This is a genomic window from Streptococcus oralis (assembly GCF_021497885.1).
GTDB lineage: Bacteria > Bacillota > Bacilli > Lactobacillales > Streptococcaceae > Streptococcus > Streptococcus oralis_BQ.
Genome location: NZ_CP046523.1, coordinates 1,528,590 through 1,548,842 on the forward strand (window position 1 = coordinate 1,528,590; position 20,253 = coordinate 1,548,842).

Consider the following 20,253-nt stretch of genomic DNA (forward strand, 5'->3'; position numbering starts at 1 on the left):
TTTCATTTTCATCCATCAGCAACCAGTTTTGACACATTTGTGGATTTCTCAGCACCGCCACTTTCTGTAAAATGTGGGATTCAAAACACCTCTGATGGCTTTATTGTAGCAAGTTTTTCTCGGAAATGCAAGGCTCAAGAAAGATTACTTGAAGCTGATTCCGTGTTCTTTTAATTTCTTAATTGTAGCTGGTCCAATTCCTTTCAAGGCAAGGAGTTCTTTTTCCGTCCAGTTTTTAAAGTCAGCAGCCGACTTGATGCCTTCATCATAGAAAGTCTTAGCACGATCTACTGAGAGACCACCCAAAGTAGCTGCGAAATCTTCCACTGAATTCGCTACTTTTTGAGCTTGCTCTTTGGTCGCTTCTACTGCTTGTTCAACTTTTTTAGAAACAGCTTTACCAGCTTCGCTGGCAGACTTCTCTGCATGTTTCACGACTTTCTTGGTTTCTTCCACAACCTTGGTCACTGTACTTGGAAATGCGCCTGAACGGCGAAGGCTATTTCGCAATTGTTTTTTACGTTGGAGTTTCTTTGACATGATAAAATCCTTTCAATAAAAAATCCCTGATCTGACAAGGATTTAATAAAGATATTCTATCAAGATTTCGATAAAAAATCAAGAAAGTATCACTATTTTAATAATTTCTCTCGCCAAACAATCCCTCTGGCAAATCATGAAATCCCTTGCCTGCCTTGAAGTTTTCAAACTTACCAAGCAAGAACTGATAAGCATCCAAGCGACTTTCGTAGCGAATCATGGCATCTTTAGCACGCTCGTCTTGGTCTTCTTCGTAGACTTTTTGACTTTCCTTGTGCGCCATGTCGTTGATCATGATCTGGGTATTGACCCAGGCTTCAAATTCCTTCATAAATTCCTGTTCGTAACTCATTGATTCTCCTTATTCTAATCCACGGAAATAGTCCGTATCAATCTCTCGGTAGGGTTGGATATCCTGAACATACTCCAATACGCCTTGGAATTCTCCGTTTTCATCGTGTACGGCGGCATAGGTGATGTGGACAAACTTGCCTCGCGACTCCGACTTGAACCACATTTCATACTTGTCCTTTTTACCTTCACGAAGGCCTTTCATAACTGCCTTCACCTTATCTAGGTACTTGGGCGGATGGCAGAGTTCTACATTGCGCCCGACTTGGGACGGCGTCCGTTTGAAAATCATCTCATCAGCTGGCGTATTGTCATTGTAATACTGGAAAATGTCGTCTTTATTGACAAAGGTAATCTCCATAGGGAGGTGATTGAGGATGAGGTTGGCCTGCTCGACGGAGAGATAGCCATTTCCAAAAGTCTGTTGACTATGACGGTCTAACACCGCCTCCTTTTTCTTAGGGGTAAAGGTAATAGTAAACTGACCTTCTGGTGTATCGATAACTTGCTGAACTTGACCTTCTGTCGTGTCTAGTTGTACGGGTTCCTCTACACTCTTTTCCTCAACGAAACTCTGACGCTCTGGCACCCATTTCTCTGACGGGCGAATGATGGCATAGCCGTAGGCATCGCTCTCCTCCGCAATCTGAATCCAGTCATCCTGAGTGAAAGACTCAAGAAGAATCATGAGGAGGATAGACTCTTCCTTGAAAATCATACTTTCAAACTCTGTCGCAAAAGCTTCGAAATCTTCTTTTACAGTGTTAATCGACACTTCTGGTAGTGCCTTAGCCGTCGCTAGAGCTGTTTGAAAGAGTTCTCTGATCTGATCATCCACTCCCCACATGACCTTAGGGGGTGAATCGTGACCATAGCGTTCCATGATAGGAAAGAAGAGCTCTTCCTTGCGCTGGTAGTGGATGTCAAATTGTCCCAAAAGTCCCATTTGACGAACCAAACCCTTACGCATCTCTGCCAGCATTTCCTCGTCTTCCATAGACTCATAGGTATCTAACAATCTCCGAATGCGAATCAAGGCTGCACGGAGAGCCAGATTTTCATCCTTGAAGACGCGAACTGGGTGACCAGGGTGTTCGGTATCTTCCACTTCAACGCCCTTAACAGCGTTTTTAAAAAGATTGGCATGGACATCACAGAGCTCCATGACATCTTCAAAAGTGACACCTGAGTCTGAATTCATCAGCTCGTGTTCCATGAGGGAAATCTCGATGGCTGAAACACCCGTAAAGGTCGCATCAAAACGCTCCTGAACCGACTCAGGAGAAGCACCATTGTGCAATTCTAACAAAATATCCCGTAGGATATGAATCCGTTCATCTGCCATTAGTCTAATCCAATCACTTCATAGCCATTCGCTTCCAGTGTGCGGACAATCTTGTCCATAGGAGTTCCTTCAAGCTTAGAACCCTGTTTGAGCGATACCTTGCGACCGACTGTGTTGCGCATCAAGGGGTTAGCAAGTGGTTTAAAACCCAGCTCCACTAGGATTTCCAAGACTTCCGGATGCTTGTCCACCACTTCTGCAACGGGAATTGACACATCGATGATATTGTCCATGACGACCTCCATGTATGTTCTAATACTCAATGAAAATCAAAGAGCAAACTAGGAAGCTAGCCGCAGGCTGTACTTAAGTACGGCAAGGTGAAGCTGACGTGGTTTGAATTTGATTTTCGAAGAGTATAAAATGATTTTACTGCTTATATTATACCATAAGGACGATTAGCATACACCAAAAAAGAGGGTATCCCCTCCTTCTTAGTTTTTATCCAGATTGCGTAGCATCTCGTCAATCTTGTTTCCATATTCGATGGATTCATCTTTGACGAAGGTTAAATCTGGGATTTTGTACAATTTCAAATTGTGACCAAGTTCACGTTTGATGGTACCAGTTGCTTTTTCAAGCCCGATTTGAGCTTTTTGGTTATCCGAAGCAAGGTTACTCAAAATGGTGTAGTAAACCTTGGCAACAGACAAGTCACCCAGCATCTGAACATCTGTAATGGTCACACCTTGGACACGCGGATCACGGACTTTCTTTTGCAAAATCTCATTGACTTCACGCTTGATTTCCATGCCCACACGGTCCGTACGGAAATGATTTGCCATGATATTCCTTTCTCTACTTTGAACCAAAAGCTAGGCCAGCAGACCTAGCTATTTCTAGAAGATAGAGGAACTAGAGCCATTTGAATCTAGGAAACAAGCCTTAGATAGAACTAGGGGTTCATCAAGGCGCTGTTGACGACGAGTCAAATCGGCTATCGTTTCTCTATTATCGTTTGATTTCTTCCATGACATATGCCTCAATCACATCATCCATCTTGATATCATTGTAGCCATCAATCATCAATCCACCTTCACGACCGTTTGTAACTTCTTTGACATCGTCTTTGTAGTGTTTCAAGCTTGCGAGTTCACCGTCATAGATAACGACACCGTCACGGATTACACGGACTTTAGAGTCACGGGTAACCTTACCGCTAGTAACCATAAATCCACCGATGGTTCCCACTTTAGATACCTTGAAGGTTTCACGGATAACTGCTTCACCGATAACTTTTTCTTCAAATTCTGGGTCAAGCATCCCTTTCATGGCTTCTTCCATCTCTTCGATAACCTTGTAAATAATGCTGTGGAGACGGATTTCTACATCGTCAGCTTCGGCTTGTTGGCGCGCTTGTGGTGTAGGGCGTACGTTGAAACCAACGATAAAGGCATTGGAAGCTTCGGCAAGAGTCACGTCAGACTCATTGATGGCACCGACAGCCGAGTGAACGATAGTAACTTTCACACCTTCCACATCAATTTTTTGAAGTGAGGCAGAAAGGGCTTCAACTGAACCTTGTACATCGGCCTTGATGATAACGTTAACTGACTTAAGCTCACCAGCTTTAAGTGTATCAAAGAGGTTTTCAAGGCTGACACGTTGGGTAGCTTGACGTTGTTTCATAAGGGCACGTTTGGCACGCTCTTCACCTGCTGCACGCGCAGATTTTTCATCTTCGTAAACCGCAAAGTGGTCACCCGCCATTGGCGCTTCATTCAAACCAGTAATAGAAACTGGTGTTGATGGACCTGCAACCTTAACACGACGACCAAGGTCATTGGTCATAGCACGGACACGACCGAAGGTATTTCCGACAACGATTGGGTCTTGGACATTCAAGGTACCTTGTTGGACAAGAAGGGTTGCGACCGCACCTTTTCCTTTATCCAAGCGCGCTTCGATAACCGTACCGATCGCACGCACTGTTGGGTCTGCCTTGAGTTCTTGGATTTCAGCTACAAGAAGGACTGTTTCCAACAATTCTTCGATATTTTGGTTGAATTTAGCTGAGATTTCAACAAATTCAGAATCTCCACCCCAGGCCGTTGACATAACCCCATGCTCAGCCAATTCACCGATAACGCGTTCCGGGTTGGCACCTGGTTTATCAATCTTGTTGATAGCTACGATGATTGGAACGTTGGCCGCTTTTGAGTGGTTGATGGCTTCGATAGTCTGAGGCATAACCCCATCGTCGGCCGCTACAACCAAGATGGTGATATCGGTAACAGATGCACCACGCGCACGCATCGATGTAAAGGCTGCGTGTCCTGGCGTATCAAGGAAGGTAATCTTCTTGCCATTTTCCACGATTTGGTAAGCACCGATATGCTGAGTGATACCACCCGCTTCACCTGTCGCAACACGAGAATTACGAAGGGTATCCAAAAGTGTTGTCTTACCATGGTCAACGTGTCCCATGATGGTGACAACTGGTGGACGCTCAACCAATTCATCTTCATTGAGATAACCATCTTCGACGAAGAAACGTTCGATGTCGGCATTGTCCACTTCAACCTTTTGTTTGGCTTCGATACCGTAATCCACCATGAGGAGTTCGATTGTTTCTCCATCCAAAGATTGGTTTTGTGTGGCCATAACACCCATCATGAAAAGTTTCTTAACGATTTCAGCTGGTTCACGTTTGATCCGTTTTGCGATTTCCGCAACAGTCATACCATCTGTATATTCAAATTCGGTTGGCAATTCATGGAACTTACGTTCTGTAACAGGTTTTGGCGCCTGATTGCGGTTATTTTGCTTGTTGCCTTTTTTATTCTTTTTGTTGTTATTCCAGTTACTATTTCTTTGATTTCTCACTTGATTTTGACTACTTCGATTCTTTTGTTGTTTTCTAGGACCATCTTCTTCGTGATCATAATCGTCACGTTCTTTGTCTGGTCGAGCTTGTTTTTTACGACGTGTATCCACTACAGCTTCTTTTTTCACAGGAGCTGTTTCAACCACTGCTTGAACTTGTTGCGCTTGTTCAGCTAACTTAGCAGCTTCTTCAAAGATTTCCTCAGGCTCCTTGCGTTTATTAGCTTGAGCCAAGGCTTCTTTAGCAGCTTGAGATTGTTTGAAGCGCTCCTCGCTTGAGCGTGCGTACTCTGCATTTTGCTCTGCTTTTAGGGCTGCTGCACGGGCTTTAAAGTCAACACGTGGCCCAGCTTGTTTTGACTGGAAGTCTTGTTGCTGACGGCGATCATTGCCACGATTCCCTTGACCTTGTGGTTTTTTCCCTTGGTCATTAAATCGGCGATTGTCGCGGTTTCCTTGACCAGGTTTGCCACCATTACGGCCGTCATTTTTCGGACGGTTACCGTTTTGTTGTTGGTCACGGTTATTGCCCTTGTTTTGTTTGCGTCGCTCTGCCTGCTCTTTGGCACGTGCCTCACGCTCCGCCTTGAAGTTTCGACTCTGTGGTCTTGCAGCCACCACTTTTTCTTCCTTAGGAGCTACAGGTGTAGCTGGTTTGCTTTCTTCCTTTGCGGCAGCTGGTTTAGCCGAAACAGGCTTTTCCGCTTTCTTTTCTACACTTACTTTTGGTGTTGCAGGTTTTGCTTCTGTTTTAGGAGCAGATGCAGACTTAAAGCTGGCAGCAATTTGCTCAGCAGCAGCGGTTTCCACGCTCGATGAGTGGCTTTTTACATCCAAGCCCAACTCTTTTGCACGCGCTACAACTTCTTTACTTTCTTTTCCAAGTTCTTTTGCGATTTCGTACAATCTTTTCTTAGACAAATCATGTCCTCCTCTTCTATTCCATAAGAGACCTCATTTTCTTTGTAAATCCAGCATCTGTCACAGCCAAAACCTTTCTTGACTTTCCGACTGCTATGCTTAATTCCAGTGTTGAAAACACGGTAATAACTTCTACTTGATAATAGTCACTTTTATCTTGAATCTTCTTGGTTAGATTAGAGCCAGCATCATGGGCTAGAAAGACTAGTTTGGCTTTCTGGTCTTGAATAGCCTTGACTACCAATTCCTCACCCGATATGATCCTACCTGCTCGTTGAGCAAGACCCAAGAGATTGCTAATCTTTTGCTTACTCAAGTCCTAACTCTCTTCTTTTTACTTTGTGATCCACATAGGCGATCAACTCGTCATAAAAGCTTTCTTCAACTTCCATGTTAAAGCTGCGGTTAAAGACTTTCTTCTTTTTGGCCTCTAGGGCTTCTGTATTGTCTAGCTTGATATAAGCGCCTCGACCATTGGCCTTGCCTGTCGGATCGATAAAGACCTGTCCTTCCTTATTCTTGACAATGCGGAGCAAATCACGCTTGTCAATCACTTCGTTGGACACAACAGACTTGCGCAAAGGGATTTTTCTTGTTTTCATCTTTCCCTCCTCTAGCAGCTTTTATTCTTCGATCAATTCATCCGCAGCTGCGTAATCAACTTGACCTGCTTCTTCCATAGCTTCAAACTCACTGGCAGACTTGATATCGATACGGTAACCTGTCAAGTGAGCTGCCAAGCGAACATTTTGGCCACGACGACCGATGGCAAGAGAAAGCTTGTTATCAGGTACAACGACCAAGGCACGCTTGCTGTCGTTTTCATCAAAGATAACTTGGTCAACCTCTGCAGGTGCGATGGCATTGTAGATAAACTCAGCTGGATCTGCTACCCACTCGATAACGTCGATGTTTTCTTCAACAGGAATCATACGATCACTCTTAGCATCGTAGCGAGCTGGGTGGAACTTGCTAGTGATTTTCTTGATGTTGGCGCCACCACGACCAACGATTGTCCCGATAGCGTCCACGTTTGGATTGTGGCTACGAACAGCAACCTTAGTACGGTCACCTGCTTCACGAGCTACACTCATGATTTCAACAGTTCCATCATACACTTCTGGGATTTCTTGCTCCATCAAGCGTTTGATCATTTCTGGATGGCTACGACTGACAAAGACGTTGACACCACGAGGGTTGTCTTCAACCTTGTAAACATAAACTTCGATACGATCGTGGGAAGCAAAGACTTCTCCAGGGATTTGGTCTTGTTTTGACAATTGAGCTTCGATACTGCCAAGATTGACATAGATGAAACGGTTGTCAAAACGTTCTACTGTACCAGACATGATTTCTTGTTCATGTTCTTTGTAAGTATTATAAGTGATGGCACGTGTTTGCTTGCGCATTTTTTCCATGATGGTTTGTTTGGCAGACTGGGCTGCTACACGACCAAATTCAGCTGGTGCTTCTTCAAACTTAATCTTGTCACCAAGCTCATAGGCTGAATTAATGGCAAGGGCATCTTTCAAGCTGATTTCCAAACGGCTATCAAATACTTCGTCAACAACTTCACGAACAGTATAGACAGTAAAGTCACCAGTCTTTTCATTGAAGTCGATGGCTACGCTGTCTGATTGACCATAGCGTCTACGATAAGCGGAACGAAGCGACTCTACTACTGCGTCGATAATGTCTTCTTTTTTGATTCCCTTGTCTTCTTCCAAAATGCGGAAGGCCTCTAGCATTTCTTTACTCATGTTCTTTTTACTTTTGAATCCTCAAAAGCTATCCTTTCTTTTTCTATAATTTTACTGCTAAACGTGCTTTTGATACTAAACTGTATGGAATTTGGACGGTTTTCTTACGTGTCTTGTCCATATACTCCATGGTCAACTCATCCTCTTCAAAGGATAGCAAGATTCCTTCAAAGACTTTTTGCTTATCGATAGCTTGGTAGAGCCCGACATGGATGTATTTCCCAACTGCTCCAGCGACGGCATCCTTGGTTTTCAAAGGACGCTCCAAGCCTGGACTGGTAATTTCTAGGAAATATTGTTCTGGGAAGGGATCGGGCTTGATGGTGTCTAGGACAGGACTGATAATTTCTGTCAGGTCTGCCGTGTCGTTCAAGGTAATTCCTTCAGGTTTATCTACAAAAATACTGAGAATCATGTCACTGCCAATCTTTCCATACTCGATATCCACGAGTTCAAAAGGTGCTTGGATGACAGGTTCTACAACTTCTCTGACTAATTCTACGATTGTTGCGATTACGTCCACCTCCTCATAAGCAAGAGGCGAAGATATTTCCCCGCCTCTCTTTCTTATATTCTTACTATCAGTATAGCACGTTTGTCAATTTATGTAAAGCATAAGCACTCAAACGACTAGTTTTCAAGCTATTTTTTAAAATTCTGCCTCAACACGGTAGATCACCTGACCCTTGTTGGAGAATTTTTGCTCATATTCCGTCATGACATTGCCTTCAAAATCACTGGCATGTAAGTCCAACCAAACCCCATTGAGCTTCATCCCATACTGAGAAAAACTCACCAAGCTGTACTCAAACAAGCCACGATTGTCTGTCTTGAAATGGATTTCCCCATTCTCAGGTAAGATGCACTTGAAGGTATCCAAGAAACTCTTATAGGTCAGACGGCGTTTTTCATGACGTTTTTTAGGCCAGGGATCAGAAAAGTTTAGGTAGAGACGATCAATCTCACCGTCTTCAAAGTAGTCCGTCAAATCCGAACCATCTACCCACAACAACTTGATATTAGGAACTCCAACTTCTAATACCTTATCCAAGGCATAACTTAACACCGACTTTTGGATGTCAATCCCGATATAGTTGATGTCAGGGTTTTGTTTGGCCATTCCTGATACGAAGGCCCCTTTCCCACTTCCAACCTCAACATGGATAGGATGATCATTTCCAAACAAGTCTCGCCATTTCCCTTTAGCCTCCAAGGGATTGAGGACAACATACTGGGGATTAGCCTCTAGTAACTCTGTCGCCCCTTTCCGATTTCTAACTCTCATCTTTTCTTTCCATACTTGTCGCGGAAGACACGCAAGGCATAAATCTCCCGGTTTACATTGTCTAAATCTTGATTTTCACAGTATTTGGCAATCTGGTTCAAGTAAGAATACTGACCATACCAATACAATTTATCTAACACTGTCTGATTGTACTTATAGCCGTAATCTCTCAGCCATTGGCGCCACTGATGATCTGGAATGTAGTGGCATAGCAAATGCGCCACATCAAACATACGATCCGTCAGACGAACCGAATCCCAATCCACTAGATAAACAAGCCCACTCTCTGTCTCAATCCAATTACTATGGCGAAGGTCTCCATGCACAATCGTTGCATGATCTTCCCTAAAGCCAGGAACCGTCTTACCTAGTTCAGCAATCACACTGTTCAAGTAGTGATTCTGTTGCAAGATTTCTGGTACTTCTTGTTGCCAAGAACGCAACAAATCAACTGGTTTTTCCATGGTATATCCCAAACGACTCAACTGCTTCATCAAGGGACGCGAGCGGTGGAGACGGTTCAAGATTGTAATGATTTGTTTGCGATTCATATCGTACGGAGTCAAGATTTTGCCCGTCAACCATTCTTGGGCACACATATCACGACCATCCGCTAAACGACGAGTCCATAGTAATTGAGGAGCGATTTGTTCTCTGGCTAGGCCAGGTAGGATTGGAGAGGTGTTCATTTTTACAAAGACGCGCTTCCCATCAGGGTAGCTTCCCATATAAGCCTTGCCGCTCTTCCCAGGTATAGGGGTCAGCGTTAGCTCATTATCACCCAAGTCCATTTCTTTCCTCCGTATAAAGTTTCCTTACTATTCTACTAGTTTTTGGTCTATTCGTCAACCGCTCCACACCCAATTCTCAAAGAAAAGCATCTGGATTAGCTCGGGCTATCATTATAGCTTGAAAAAGGCAAGCACCGTCTTCTGCTTACCTTTTCATGATTTTTATAAATACGTTAAAAGTGGCAAATGGTTGTAAAACATATGGACTAGGGTAGAAACCCATAGGTTTTGGCTCTTTTTATAAGCAAAGCCCAGCAACACCCCCCCAAGTAGATAATAGAAAAACGAAGGCACATCATAAGGATCGTGCATGAAAGAAAAGAGAGAGGAAGTCAACACAAGTCCTAACCACGAATTGTCAAAAACCGCACCCTGGAGAAGTCCTCTAAACAGGAGTTCCTCCTGAATAGGTGCAAAATCTGTGACACTGACAATAAAGGAAAGCGAAAGTCCTTTACTCGTTTTCTCAAGGTGTTGAGCTGAAGCACCAGAAGCAACTGAGAAAAAGGCATGATAGCCTATATTTACAAGCACAGCGAGAAGAAAGATTCCAATAAACAGCAAGAGTTGTTTCTTACTTAAAATATTTGAGAATACCTACTATCATTATGTTTTTTACAGATTAAGTAAAACAATTCTATAAATCAATAGTTTCATAACTTTTTCTTACTATGAATGTTCTTTATTTTTCTATACTTTCTTATCTAATCTATGCTTTATCAGACTATAGATTGTAACAGGAGTACTCACCAGTACCACAATATTTCTCCAGAGTTCCGTTGAAATCATGAGTACTCTTATACAAAGAAAAAGAGACGTCAATACTACTACAACTCGGGCAAATAAATCTAAAAAATCTACACACTTTTTCATATTGATACTTCATCCTTCACTTTTACTTTAATATATACTAAGTAAGTAATTTTTCAATTCTAATACTAACTAACATCCCTCCCACTCTAAACAAGAGTACTGGAGTGTTATCTATTGACTAACCTATATTTAAACTATTTAGCAATATCAATATTACTTAGCATAAACTTCAAAAATTTTAAAAACTTCTATAAAAACTCTAAATTTTACATTAACCTATAAATTATCTGTTGTTTATACTCTTCGCCCCCCTTCAAACCATATCGGCATCACCTTTCAGTAGGTATATGTTACTGACTTCGTAAACCTTATCCACAACAAACAGTATTTTGAGCTATCTGTGACCAGCCTTCTAGCTTATTCTTTGTTTTTCATTAAGTATCAACTAACAGGGGTAGCACAAAAAAACATATTAGCCGCCGTGCCTACACCAAGCGCACCCCAAGGACCTGCAAATGCACCTCCAAATATCGCGCCTCCTGCTGTTCCTACTACACAACGCCAGTCTCCACCATTAAAAGTTGAGAGTATCTCCACATCAACAACTTCAAATTTCTTGATATTATCCTTATTCATTTTTTTACCTCCAAATTCAGTTTAACATCACTATAAATACTAATGTCCAAATAATTATTAACAGTAATAAGCGGCTGCTACCATACCTAAACCTATACCACCCCAAGGACCTCCAAAAACAGCACCTACACTAATTCCAGCAGCAATTGCAGTTTCACAATCACCAAATTTTTTACCACCTTCAACGCAAGCAAGCATATCAGTATCCATACTCTCAAATTGTTCCATCATTTTTGTATTCATAACAAATACTCCTTTTATATTTTTTATTTTTGTCTTGTTGCAACCTTGACAAGTTTAGTATAGTACTGTTCTTTTAAATTTTTCACCCAAATCTTGAATTGTCATCGAAACATCTTGAATTGTACAATGAATCTAAAAAGTAAGCATGAAAAACATACTTACCCTTTTACCATTCATTTCATATACAATTATAATCTTTTATATATAAACTAAATACATCTATTTCCTCACTCTTGTCTATAGGCAAATTCTAGCTATATGTTATTACAAAACAAATAGTATCATTTCACCTGTTTACCATCTATTTTTATTTATGAATTTTTTGTTTCACTTTAATCATTACAGAAGCCATAAAAAACGCGATAGCCAGCCGAAGCAGTTGGTAACTTTCTTCCTCTCCTGTTTTCGGTAATAATCTTTCATTCGAAGTAATAGATTCGCTTACATAATCAGCATCCTTAACATCAGTTAAAGAAGTTTTATTTTCTTGAGCAACATCAAAAATAGGTTTGAGAGTTTCCAATTGATTCTTATTGTCTAACATTGCTAAATTGCCAGATTGAGTAGTTTTAGCTTTAGAAGTGGAGTTTATACTCTCCACTCCCCCACTATTTTTACTATTAGAATTGGGATTATCATTGGATATTTTCATTTCGGTTCTTTTTTCATCACTCATACCTTTGCTGTCACTTCTAGTATTCTTATCACGGACACTTTCTGTTACTGTATCCTCAGAAGATGCTACTGTTTCCGTTTGCTTAGGTGAGTTTCTCGAGTACATATAATCATAAACCTGTTGTGCAGTTGCTCCGCCACCAACCCATCCAGATATCGGATGTCCATTTCTTAAATACAAAATTGTTGGTGTTCCTGGAATACCGACTTTTTTAAATAGAAACTCTCTCGCTTCCCCATCAAAATCCTTACCATCCAAATCATAATACTCTAACTTCTTTTCAATCAAGTTATTAAATTCTTTCAATTCAGGAGAAAATTGACGACAATGAGAGCAAGTTTTTCTACCAAAATAAATAGTATGTTCCAATTGATCCTCTGTAAAAGATTGACGTACAGCTTCAATACCTATCTTTTTAAAGTCCGTAACATTCTTCTCATACTCTTCTGGGGTTACAACAGAAGGTTTATGCTCCACCTTTTCCTTATCCGATGGCAAATCTGGTACTACAACAGAACTATCATTCGCCTGGATAGATGAAGTAGTAGGCTGTTCTTCTGCATATACAACACCCGTAGTAATAGATGCAAATACAAGTGGTACAAGTAATAGCGATTTTATATTTTGTTTCTTCATAAGAATACTCCTTTACATTTGTTATCTTTATCTTACCTTATTTAAGATTACAAATTCATATAAATCTTAAATGGTCATCGAAACATCTTGAATTGCAAAAACTTCATTATAAAAGGGTAAGTATTTCGAAAATACTTACCCCTTTATACTTCATTAAGCTCTACTTTTTATAATACTTCAAACCCCACATAAGCAGAAACATGATAATTAAGCAGAGAACAGCGCCAATATAGGCGATTATTTGTTGGTAGGATTCTGCTGCTGTGATACCTCTATACAGACAAATAATAGACATAAAGCCTGTCAAACCAATGAACATGAGTTGATTGGTTCTAGGACTAACCAAATCATCATCTTCAAACTCTCTTAATCTCATTTCCCTAGTAAGATAAACAGTAACCAAAATAGAAGCCAAGTTAATAACCACTAAAAGAAATTGGAAAACTACGGAAAAATTTAAAAACTGACGAGATAGAAATAGATAAGTAGAAACAACCAAAGGTATCTGTCCGAACAACACCCTCACTAAGAATACATTGCGTTTTGTTGCAAATATTTTTTTCATTACTATCTCCTTTCCTATACTAACAGGTGAGTGCACCACCAATCCCACCTAGTACAGCACCAATTGCACCTGTTCCTATAGCATATGGCCCCAATAGAAATGTCGAACCATAAGTTGTTGCATACCCATCAATTGCTCCATACGCAATCCCTGCTGCACAACTAATTGTTCTTCCCCAATCAATATCTCCACCTTCAACGCAAGCAAGCATATCAGCATCCATAATCTCAAATTGTGACATCATTTTTGTATTCATGACAAATACTCCTTTTTTATTTTTAATTTTTGTCCTGTTGCAACTTTGACAAGTTTAGCATATCATTGTTTTTTTAAATTTTTCATCCAAATCTTGAATTGTCATCGAAACGTCTTGAATTAGCTTTTTTATTTCAAAGCATATTCTATAACTTTTTAAAGAAAGATGGCTTCTAATTACTTTTTTACCATTCAGGAAGTTTCAATGACAATTCAAGATTTCATAAAATATAAACTTATTATTATGGCATAATAAACTCATTATATTATATGAAAGGAATTGCCAATGACTTCTTATAAACGTACATTTGTTCCACAAATAGATGCTAGAGACTGTGGTGTTGCTGCCTTAGCCTCGATTGCTAAATTCTATGGTTCAGATTTTTCTCTAGCTCACTTGAGAGAACTTGCAAAGACCAATAAAGAAGGGACGACTGCTCTTGGCATTGTAAAAGCCGCTGATGAAATGGGATTTGAAACAAGGCCTGTTCAAGCAGATCAAACGCTCTTTGACATGAGTGATGTCCCCTATCCATTTATTGTTCACGTTAACAAAGAAGGAAAACTCCAACATTACTATGTTGTCTATCAAACAAAGAAAGACTATCTGATTATTGGTGATCCTGACCCTTCTGTAAAAATCACCAAAATGTCAAAAGAACGCTTTTTCTCTGAATGGACTGGAGTAGCTATTTTTCTAGCTCCCAAACCCAGCTATCAACCCCATAAAGATAAAAAGAATGGTCTACTAAGCTTCCTTCCTCTGATTTTCAAACAAAAATCTCTCATTACTTACATTGTTCTCTCAAGCTTATTGGTCACTATTATCAATATCGGTGGTTCTTATTATCTCCAAGGAATCTTGGATGAGTATATCCCAAATCAGATGAAATCAACTTTAGGAATCATCTCAATCGGTCTAGTTATCACTTATATCCTCCAACAAGTCATGGGCTTCTCCCGTGATTATCTCCTAACTGTTCTGAGTCAGAGATTAAGCATTGATGTGATTTTATCCTATATTCGCCATATTTTTGAACTTCCTATGTCTTTCTTTGCGACACGTCGTACAGGGGAAATCATTTCACGGTTCACAGATGCCAACTCTATCATAGATGCCTTGGCTTCTACCATTCTCTCTCTTTTTCTTGATGTTTCCATTCTGATTCTTGTAGGGGCTGTCTTACTGGCACAAAACCCTAATCTCTTCCTTCTTTCTCTTATTTCCATTCCTATATACGTGTTCATCATCTTTTCTTTTATGAAGCCTTTCGAAAAAATGAACCATGATGTCATGCAAAGTAATTCTATGGTTAGCTCTGCCATTATCGAAGATATCAATGGGATTGAAACTATAAAGTCGCTCACGAGTGAAGAAAATCGCTATCAAAATATAGACAGCGAATTTGTAGATTATTTGGAAAAATCCTTTAAGCTCAGTAAATATTCTATTTTACAAACGAATTTAAAGCAGGGAACAAAATTAGTTCTGAATATCCTTATCCTATGGTTTGGCGCTCAATTAGTCATGTCGAGTAAAATTTCTATCGGTCAGCTGATTACCTTTAACACACTCCTTTCTTACTTTACAACTCCTATGGAAAATATTATCAACCTCCAAACCAAACTCCAATCTGCGAAGGTCGCTAATAACCGTTTGAACGAAGTCTATCTAGTCGAATCTGAGTTCCAAGCCCCAGAAAACCCTGTTCATTCGCATTTTTTGATGGGAGATATTGAATTTGATGACCTTTCTTATAAGTATGGTTTTGGACGAGATACTTTAACAGATATTAATCTCACGATTAAACAAGGAGATAAGGTTAGCCTAGTTGGAGTTAGTGGTTCTGGTAAAACAACTTTAGCCAAAATGATTGTCAATTTCTTTGAACCCTACAAAGGACATATTTCCATCAATCATCAGGATATTAAAAATATTGATAAAAAAGTCTTGCGCCGTCATATTAATTACCTACCCCAACAAGCCTATATCTTTAATGGATCTATTTTGGAAAACTTAACCTTGGGCGGTAATAATATGATTAGCCAAGAAGATATTCTAAAAGCTTGTGAATTAGCCGAAATCCGTCAAGATATCGAAAAAATGCCTATGGGCTATCAAACTCAGCTCTCTGATGGAGCTGGCTTATCTGGAGGACAAAAGCAACGAATCGCCCTCGCTCGTGCTCTTTTAACTAAATCTCCTGTTTTAATACTAGATGAAGCTACTAGCGGTCTTGATGTCTTGACTGAGAAAAAAGTTATAGATAATCTTATGTCCCTAACTGATAAAACCATTCTCTTTGTAGCCCATCGTCTCAGTATAGCCGAACGAACCAACCGTGTAATTGTTCTTGACCAGGGGAAAATCATTGAAGTTGGCAGTCACCAAGAGTTAATGCAGGCGCAAGGCTTCTACCATCATCTATTCAATAAATAAGGAGAATGTCATGAATCCTAATCTTTTTAGAAGCGTCGAGTTTTATCAGAGACGTTACCATAACTATGCGACAGTGTTAATTATACCTCTTTCATTACTGTTTACTTTCATCTTGATTTTCTCCCTTGTTGCCACAAAAGAAATTACTGTTACTTCCCAAGGAGAAATCGCCCCTACAAGTGTCATTGCATCCATTCAGTCAACCAGTGATAATCCTATCCTTGCTAATCATTTAGTGGCAAATCAAGTAGTTGAAAAAGGGGACTTACTTATCAAATACTCTGAAACAATGGAAGAAAGTCAGAAAACTGCCTTAGAAACTCAATTACAAAGACTTGAGAAGCAAAAAGAAGGACTTGGAATTTTGAAACAAAGCTTAGAAAAAGCGACTGATCTTTTTTCTGGCGAGGATGAATTTGGCTACCATAATACCTTTATGAATTTTACCAAACAAGCTCGTGATATTGAACTGGGTATCACAAAGACTAACACCGAGGTTTCAAATCAAGCTAATCTTGCCAATAGCAGTTCATCAGCCATCGAACAAGAAATTACAAAAGTTCAACAACAAATTGGAGAATATGAAGAACTGAGAGATGCTATCATAAATAAAAGAGTACGCTTACCAACTGGCAATCCGCACCAGTCAATTTTAAATCGTTATCTTGTAACCTCACAAGGACAAACACAAGGAACTGCAGAGGAGCCATTTTTATCTCAAATAAATCAAAGTATTGCAGGTCTTGAATCATCTATCGCAAGCCTCAAAATTCAGCAAGCTGGGATTGGAAGTGTAGCAACTTATGATAATAGTTTAGAAACTAAAATTGAAGTACTTCGCACTCAGTTTTTACAGACAGCCTCACAACAGCAACTAACCGTGGAGAACCAATTAACAGAATTAAAAGTACAGCTAGATCAAGCGACACAGCGCTTAGAAAATAATACTTTAACCGCTCCAAGTAAAGGTATCGTTCATCTGAACAGCGAATTTGAAGGTAAAAATAGAATTCCAACTGGTACAGAAATTGCTCAAATATTCCCTGTCATCACAGATACAAGAGAAGTACTAATCACTTACTACGTATCTTCTGACTATCTACCGCTACTAGATAAAGGACAAACTGTAAGATTAAAACTGGAGAAGATTGGAAATCACGGCATTACCATCATCGGCCAACTTCAGACAATTGATCAAACTCCGACCAGAACAGAGCAAGGAAATCTCTTTAAATTAACCGCTCTTGCAAAACTATCTAACGAAGACAGTAAGCTCATCCAATATGGCTTACAAGGTCGCGTTACTAGTGTAACTGCAAAGAAAACATATTTTGATTACTTCAAAGATAAAATTTTAACACATTCTGATTAATTTTCAGATAACACTCTGCAACTATTTATTATCTTATCAAAAAGGAGAATTGTAACATGGATAAGAATCAAAACCTAACTTCATTTCAAGAACTAACAACTACTGAACTCAATCAAATCACAGGTGGAGGATGGTGGGAAGATATCTTATATGGTCTTAATATAATTAAGTATAACAATACGAAAGGACTTCATCAGCCAATACAACTATAAAAAATAAGACCGAGAAACAATCACTCTCGGTCTTATTTTTTATCATTCTGCATGTATCACAGTAAGCATCTGACGAAAGACTTGATCTTGACAGGTGGTATTGAGACTGACATTGGGATAACTTTCCACAATCTTCATGACGGTATAGAGACCAACTCCTCGGTCCTCCCCTTTAGAACTTGCTCCGAAGGAGAAGATTTCAGAAATATCTATGCTCTCTTCTCTGATGGAGTTTTCAATGATAAAGGTCTCCCGTGCCCCATTTTTAAAAAAGGCGATTGAAACATGAGGTTGACTGGCCTCTGCACTGGCTTCAATAGCATTGTCACAAAGGATAGACACAATGGTTAGAAAATCAAGTAGGCTCATCCCCTCGACTTGAATCTCCTCAGGAACTTCGACATTAAAGATAATGTTCTTTTCTCTAGCTTTTAGAAATTTTCCCGCTAGGAGACTTTTAAGGGCACGGTCCCGAACATTCACCAATCGTCCAATGTCATATTTATTGTCCTGCAATTTCTGACTGGACTCCTTCAAGACGGAGTCGTAGACCTCTTTTATCTGCTCCATATCCTCCTCTTCAATACTCAGACGTAAGCTTGTTAAGAGGTTGGTGTAGTCATGGCGAAAGCTCCGTACTTCCTTGTAAAGTTCCTCTATATGCCGACTATAGCGTTCCATATCTCTATAGCGCAAGTCCTGCTCTTGGTTCAATCTCTCCTGAAGTTTGTCCTTCAAATAGGTATCCAGCTTCTTGATAACCCCCATAAAAAAGAGTAGGTAAAACACTAGGATGAGATGGCGAACAGTCGTTGATTGAATCCCCTGTTCATATTCAAAGTAGGACAGACTTTGTATAACCAAATAGTAAGCCCCCATTATCCAGTTAATATGAGTCAGGGACTTTTGAAAGGCTTTATCTAAGATCTCCCTTCTCAAGTTAGTAAAATCATAGTCCAACCATTTCAAAAAGGCTAGAGAAATGAAGAAATTGAAAATTATGATACATAACCCAGTAAATGAGTAGTCATTATATACTTGCTCTTGCCCCAAAAATGGAAGCACAAAATAAGAAACTCCTCTATAAAAGAGATTCACTAATATCATTGGAAAGAGACCATAAAAGAAAAGGAGTTTTTTAGGAAGCCCTCTTAACAATAAGAAAGATAAGCCTATGCCATACAAGGGTTCCATAAAATAAGATAGGTAAGTATTTCCTACTATATAGCTAATCATTACAAAAACAAAGGCCAACAGTATCTTAAAAAGAAAGGCCTTAAAAATCCTCTCGAAAGTAAGATCAATTCCATCTACCTTAAAGAAAATGACAATTTCTAGTCCATTAGAAACAAGTGTATACAACAATATCCAAACAATATACATAAACTCTCCTAGCTCAGTGCAAGTTAGTGATAGCCTCAGACACTTCCCTGACCTTATAACGCGCGATCAGACAGCTTCCACCATTGGGAAAGAAAAGGAGTTTTTCTTTTTTATCCAAACGAGCTACATTGGTTGGATTGATGAGAAAGGAGCGGTGGCACTGCAAGAGACGGGGTTCCTGCTTGAGAACCTCCTCTAAACTCGCCGTAAATTCCAGCCTGTCTGTCTTGGTATAGAGAATAACACGATGGGGTCTGGGTGACGTTTCGAGATAGTAAACCTCCTTAAAAGGATATTGGAATTGGGCAAATTTTGATTTAAAGTAAAAGCAATCTTCCGCCAGGCTTTTACTATCTTGACCATTGGCATAGAGAAGGGCTGTCTCAATCCGAGATTCAAACTCCTCTACCGAAAGGGCCTTATCAATGTAGTCCAAAGCAGACACTTGGTAGCGAAAGGAGAGGGGCATAAACTCCGAGTGAGTCGTCACAAAGACTATCAGGGCATAAGGATCCCGATCCCGAATCTTTCTAGCCACTTCCAGACCTTTCATTTCTTCATTTCGAATCTCAATGTCCAAAAAGAATAGCTGATGTGCTCCCTTCTCATGCACCTCTGCCAGCAGTTGATCTGGCTTGCCAAAGACTTCAAAAGAGCTGGGAGTGATATAATGTTTCTTCAAGAGTTTCTCAATCGTCGTTTCAATCCTAGCTTGTTGGGAAAAATCATCTTCTAAAACAAATATTCTCATCTTCTTACTCTCCTTCTTTCAACCATTTTTGACGAATCTCTCTATAGCGACGTCTGGCATACTTGACAGCATATTGACCTTCTTCTCCAAGAAAGAGGGTCTTTGATTGGATATCCATGGATCTTACTTGTTCAAGGTTAACCAGACAATTTCGATGACATCTCGTTAAGGTTTCCCCATATTGTTTCTCAAGATTACTTAAATTTTGAAATAGATCAAAGCTAGCGTTTTCTGTAACAATATGCATGGTATGGGCTTTGCTTGGATGCGTTTGGATATAGTAGATATCCTTTATGTTTAATTTGAAAATTTCTTTCTCTTTTTGGATGATGATATAGTTCATGGATAAAACCTCCTAAAAAGAGGATACCATAAGTCTAGAAACTATTTTTCACCAAATCCTAAACGGTTCTCAAAAATTCCTAAAGTGTTGAAGTTTTTACTAAATAACC

Annotated in this window: 23 protein-coding genes and 1 pseudogene; 3 read left to right on the top strand and 21 right to left on the bottom strand. The window is 39.9% G+C overall.

The features are described 5' to 3' along the window. Positions 1–144: 144 nt before the first annotated feature. The 18 genes and pseudogenes from GOM48_RS07690 to GOM48_RS07775 form a co-directional block, all read right to left on the bottom strand. Positions 145–540, bottom strand: a complete 396-nt coding sequence (locus GOM48_RS07690; RefSeq protein WP_235097032.1) for a helix-hairpin-helix domain-containing protein — start codon at positions 538–540, stop codon at positions 145–147. 97 nt (positions 541–637) lie between these two features. After that, positions 638–892 (bottom strand): DUF1912 family protein, encoded by a 255-nt coding sequence (locus GOM48_RS07695; RefSeq protein WP_000119707.1) that lies wholly within the window; start codon positions 890–892, stop codon positions 638–640. A gap of 9 nt (positions 893–901) precedes the next feature. Further along, entirely contained in the window at positions 902–2,236 is a 1,335-nt protein-coding gene (locus GOM48_RS07700; RefSeq protein WP_235097033.1) for a DUF438 domain-containing protein, read from the bottom strand. After that, complete coding sequence (locus tag GOM48_RS07705; RefSeq protein ID WP_000368739.1) at positions 2,236–2,469, bottom strand: DUF1858 domain-containing protein; 234 nt, start codon at positions 2,467–2,469, stop codon at positions 2,236–2,238. The genes GOM48_RS07700 and GOM48_RS07705 overlap by 1 nt, the downstream gene beginning before the upstream one ends. Before the next feature lie 201 nt (positions 2,470–2,670). Then, the gene (rbfA, locus tag GOM48_RS07710) at positions 2,671–3,021 is read right to left on the bottom strand and encodes a 30S ribosome-binding factor RbfA (protein ID WP_049549654.1); all 351 of its coding nucleotides are present in this window, start codon (positions 3,019–3,021) and stop codon (positions 2,671–2,673) included. Positions 3,022–3,187: 166 nt separating this feature from the next. Further along, positions 3,188–5,983 (bottom strand): translation initiation factor IF-2, encoded by a 2,796-nt coding sequence (infB, locus tag GOM48_RS07715; RefSeq protein ID WP_235097034.1) that lies wholly within the window; start codon positions 5,981–5,983, stop codon positions 3,188–3,190. 16 nt (positions 5,984–5,999) lie between these two features. Further along, positions 6,000–6,299: a YlxQ-related RNA-binding protein gene (locus GOM48_RS07720; protein ID WP_235097035.1), complete on the bottom strand. Its 300-nt coding sequence runs from the start codon at positions 6,297–6,299 to the stop codon at positions 6,000–6,002. After that, complete coding sequence (rnpM, locus tag GOM48_RS07725; protein WP_000857568.1) at positions 6,292–6,585, bottom strand: RNase P modulator RnpM; 294 nt, start codon at positions 6,583–6,585, stop codon at positions 6,292–6,294. Before rnpM ends, GOM48_RS07720 begins: the two co-directional genes overlap by 8 nt. Before the next feature lie 21 nt (positions 6,586–6,606). Next, positions 6,607–7,743: a transcription termination factor NusA gene (gene nusA, locus GOM48_RS07730; RefSeq protein WP_000032277.1), complete on the bottom strand. Its 1,137-nt coding sequence runs from the start codon at positions 7,741–7,743 to the stop codon at positions 6,607–6,609. Positions 7,744–7,786: 43 nt separating this feature from the next. Beyond that, positions 7,787–8,266: a ribosome maturation factor RimP gene (rimP, locus tag GOM48_RS07735; RefSeq protein WP_235097036.1), complete on the bottom strand. Its 480-nt coding sequence runs from the start codon at positions 8,264–8,266 to the stop codon at positions 7,787–7,789. Positions 8,267–8,392: 126 nt separating this feature from the next. Beyond that, positions 8,393–9,028 (bottom strand): tRNA (guanosine(46)-N7)-methyltransferase TrmB, encoded by a 636-nt coding sequence (gene trmB / locus GOM48_RS07740; RefSeq protein ID WP_235097037.1) that lies wholly within the window; start codon positions 9,026–9,028, stop codon positions 8,393–8,395. Beyond that, a complete protein-coding gene (ccrZ, locus tag GOM48_RS07745; RefSeq protein ID WP_000363015.1) occupies positions 9,025–9,819 on the bottom strand; it encodes a cell cycle regulator CcrZ in 795 nt (264 codons plus the stop codon). Before ccrZ ends, trmB begins: the two co-directional genes overlap by 4 nt. A 162-nt stretch (positions 9,820–9,981) precedes the next feature. Further along, positions 9,982–10,404, bottom strand: a pseudogene (locus GOM48_RS07750) (lysostaphin resistance A-like protein); the annotation flags it as partial. Between the two features lie 669 nt (positions 10,405–11,073). Further along, the gene (locus GOM48_RS07755) at positions 11,074–11,268 is read right to left on the bottom strand and encodes a hypothetical protein (protein WP_235097038.1); all 195 of its coding nucleotides are present in this window, start codon (positions 11,266–11,268) and stop codon (positions 11,074–11,076) included. A 57-nt stretch (positions 11,269–11,325) separates the two neighbouring features. After that, entirely contained in the window at positions 11,326–11,511 is a 186-nt protein-coding gene (locus GOM48_RS07760; protein WP_235097039.1) for a bacteriocin class II family protein, read from the bottom strand. 307 nt (positions 11,512–11,818) lie between these two features. Continuing rightward, the gene (locus GOM48_RS07765; RefSeq protein ID WP_235097040.1) at positions 11,819–12,823 is read right to left on the bottom strand and encodes a thioredoxin domain-containing protein; all 1,005 of its coding nucleotides are present in this window, start codon (positions 12,821–12,823) and stop codon (positions 11,819–11,821) included. A 160-nt stretch (positions 12,824–12,983) separates the two neighbouring features. Further along, positions 12,984–13,388 (bottom strand): immunity protein, encoded by a 405-nt coding sequence (locus tag GOM48_RS07770; RefSeq protein WP_235097041.1) that lies wholly within the window; start codon positions 13,386–13,388, stop codon positions 12,984–12,986. A gap of 19 nt (positions 13,389–13,407) precedes the next feature. Continuing rightward, a complete protein-coding gene (locus tag GOM48_RS07775; RefSeq protein WP_235097042.1) occupies positions 13,408–13,644 on the bottom strand; it encodes a Blp family class II bacteriocin in 237 nt (78 codons plus the stop codon). Between the two features lie 285 nt (positions 13,645–13,929). On the opposite strand from GOM48_RS07775, the gene blpA reads away from it, so the two are divergent. From blpA to blpC, 3 genes are read left to right on the top strand one after another with little or no spacing between them, the layout of a single operon-like run. Next, a complete protein-coding gene (gene blpA / locus GOM48_RS07780) occupies positions 13,930–16,083 on the top strand; it encodes a peptide cleavage/export ABC transporter BlpA (protein WP_235097043.1) in 2,154 nt (717 codons plus the stop codon). A 10-nt stretch (positions 16,084–16,093) separates the two neighbouring features. Continuing rightward, on the top strand, positions 16,094–17,455 hold the full coding sequence (locus GOM48_RS07785; RefSeq protein WP_235097044.1) for a bacteriocin secretion accessory protein: 1,362 nt from the start codon (positions 16,094–16,096) through the stop codon (positions 17,453–17,455). 56 nt (positions 17,456–17,511) lie between these two features. Then, the gene (gene blpC, locus GOM48_RS07790; protein WP_235097045.1) at positions 17,512–17,667 is read left to right on the top strand and encodes a quorum-sensing system pheromone BlpC; all 156 of its coding nucleotides are present in this window, start codon (positions 17,512–17,514) and stop codon (positions 17,665–17,667) included. A gap of 42 nt (positions 17,668–17,709) precedes the next feature. On the opposite strand, the gene GOM48_RS07795 is transcribed toward blpC, so the two are convergent. The 3 genes from GOM48_RS07795 to GOM48_RS07805 are packed head-to-tail and all read right to left on the bottom strand — an operon-like array spanning position 17,710 to position 20,144. Next, entirely contained in the window at positions 17,710–19,050 is a 1,341-nt protein-coding gene (locus tag GOM48_RS07795; RefSeq protein WP_235097046.1) for a sensor histidine kinase, read from the bottom strand. A 13-nt stretch (positions 19,051–19,063) separates the two neighbouring features. Continuing rightward, a complete protein-coding gene (locus GOM48_RS07800; protein ID WP_235097047.1) occupies positions 19,064–19,801 on the bottom strand; it encodes a response regulator transcription factor in 738 nt (245 codons plus the stop codon). 4 nt (positions 19,802–19,805) lie between these two features. Beyond that, the gene (locus GOM48_RS07805) at positions 19,806–20,144 is read right to left on the bottom strand and encodes a LytTR family DNA-binding domain-containing protein (RefSeq protein ID WP_235097048.1); all 339 of its coding nucleotides are present in this window, start codon (positions 20,142–20,144) and stop codon (positions 19,806–19,808) included. Between the last annotated feature and the right edge of the window lie 109 nt (positions 20,145–20,253).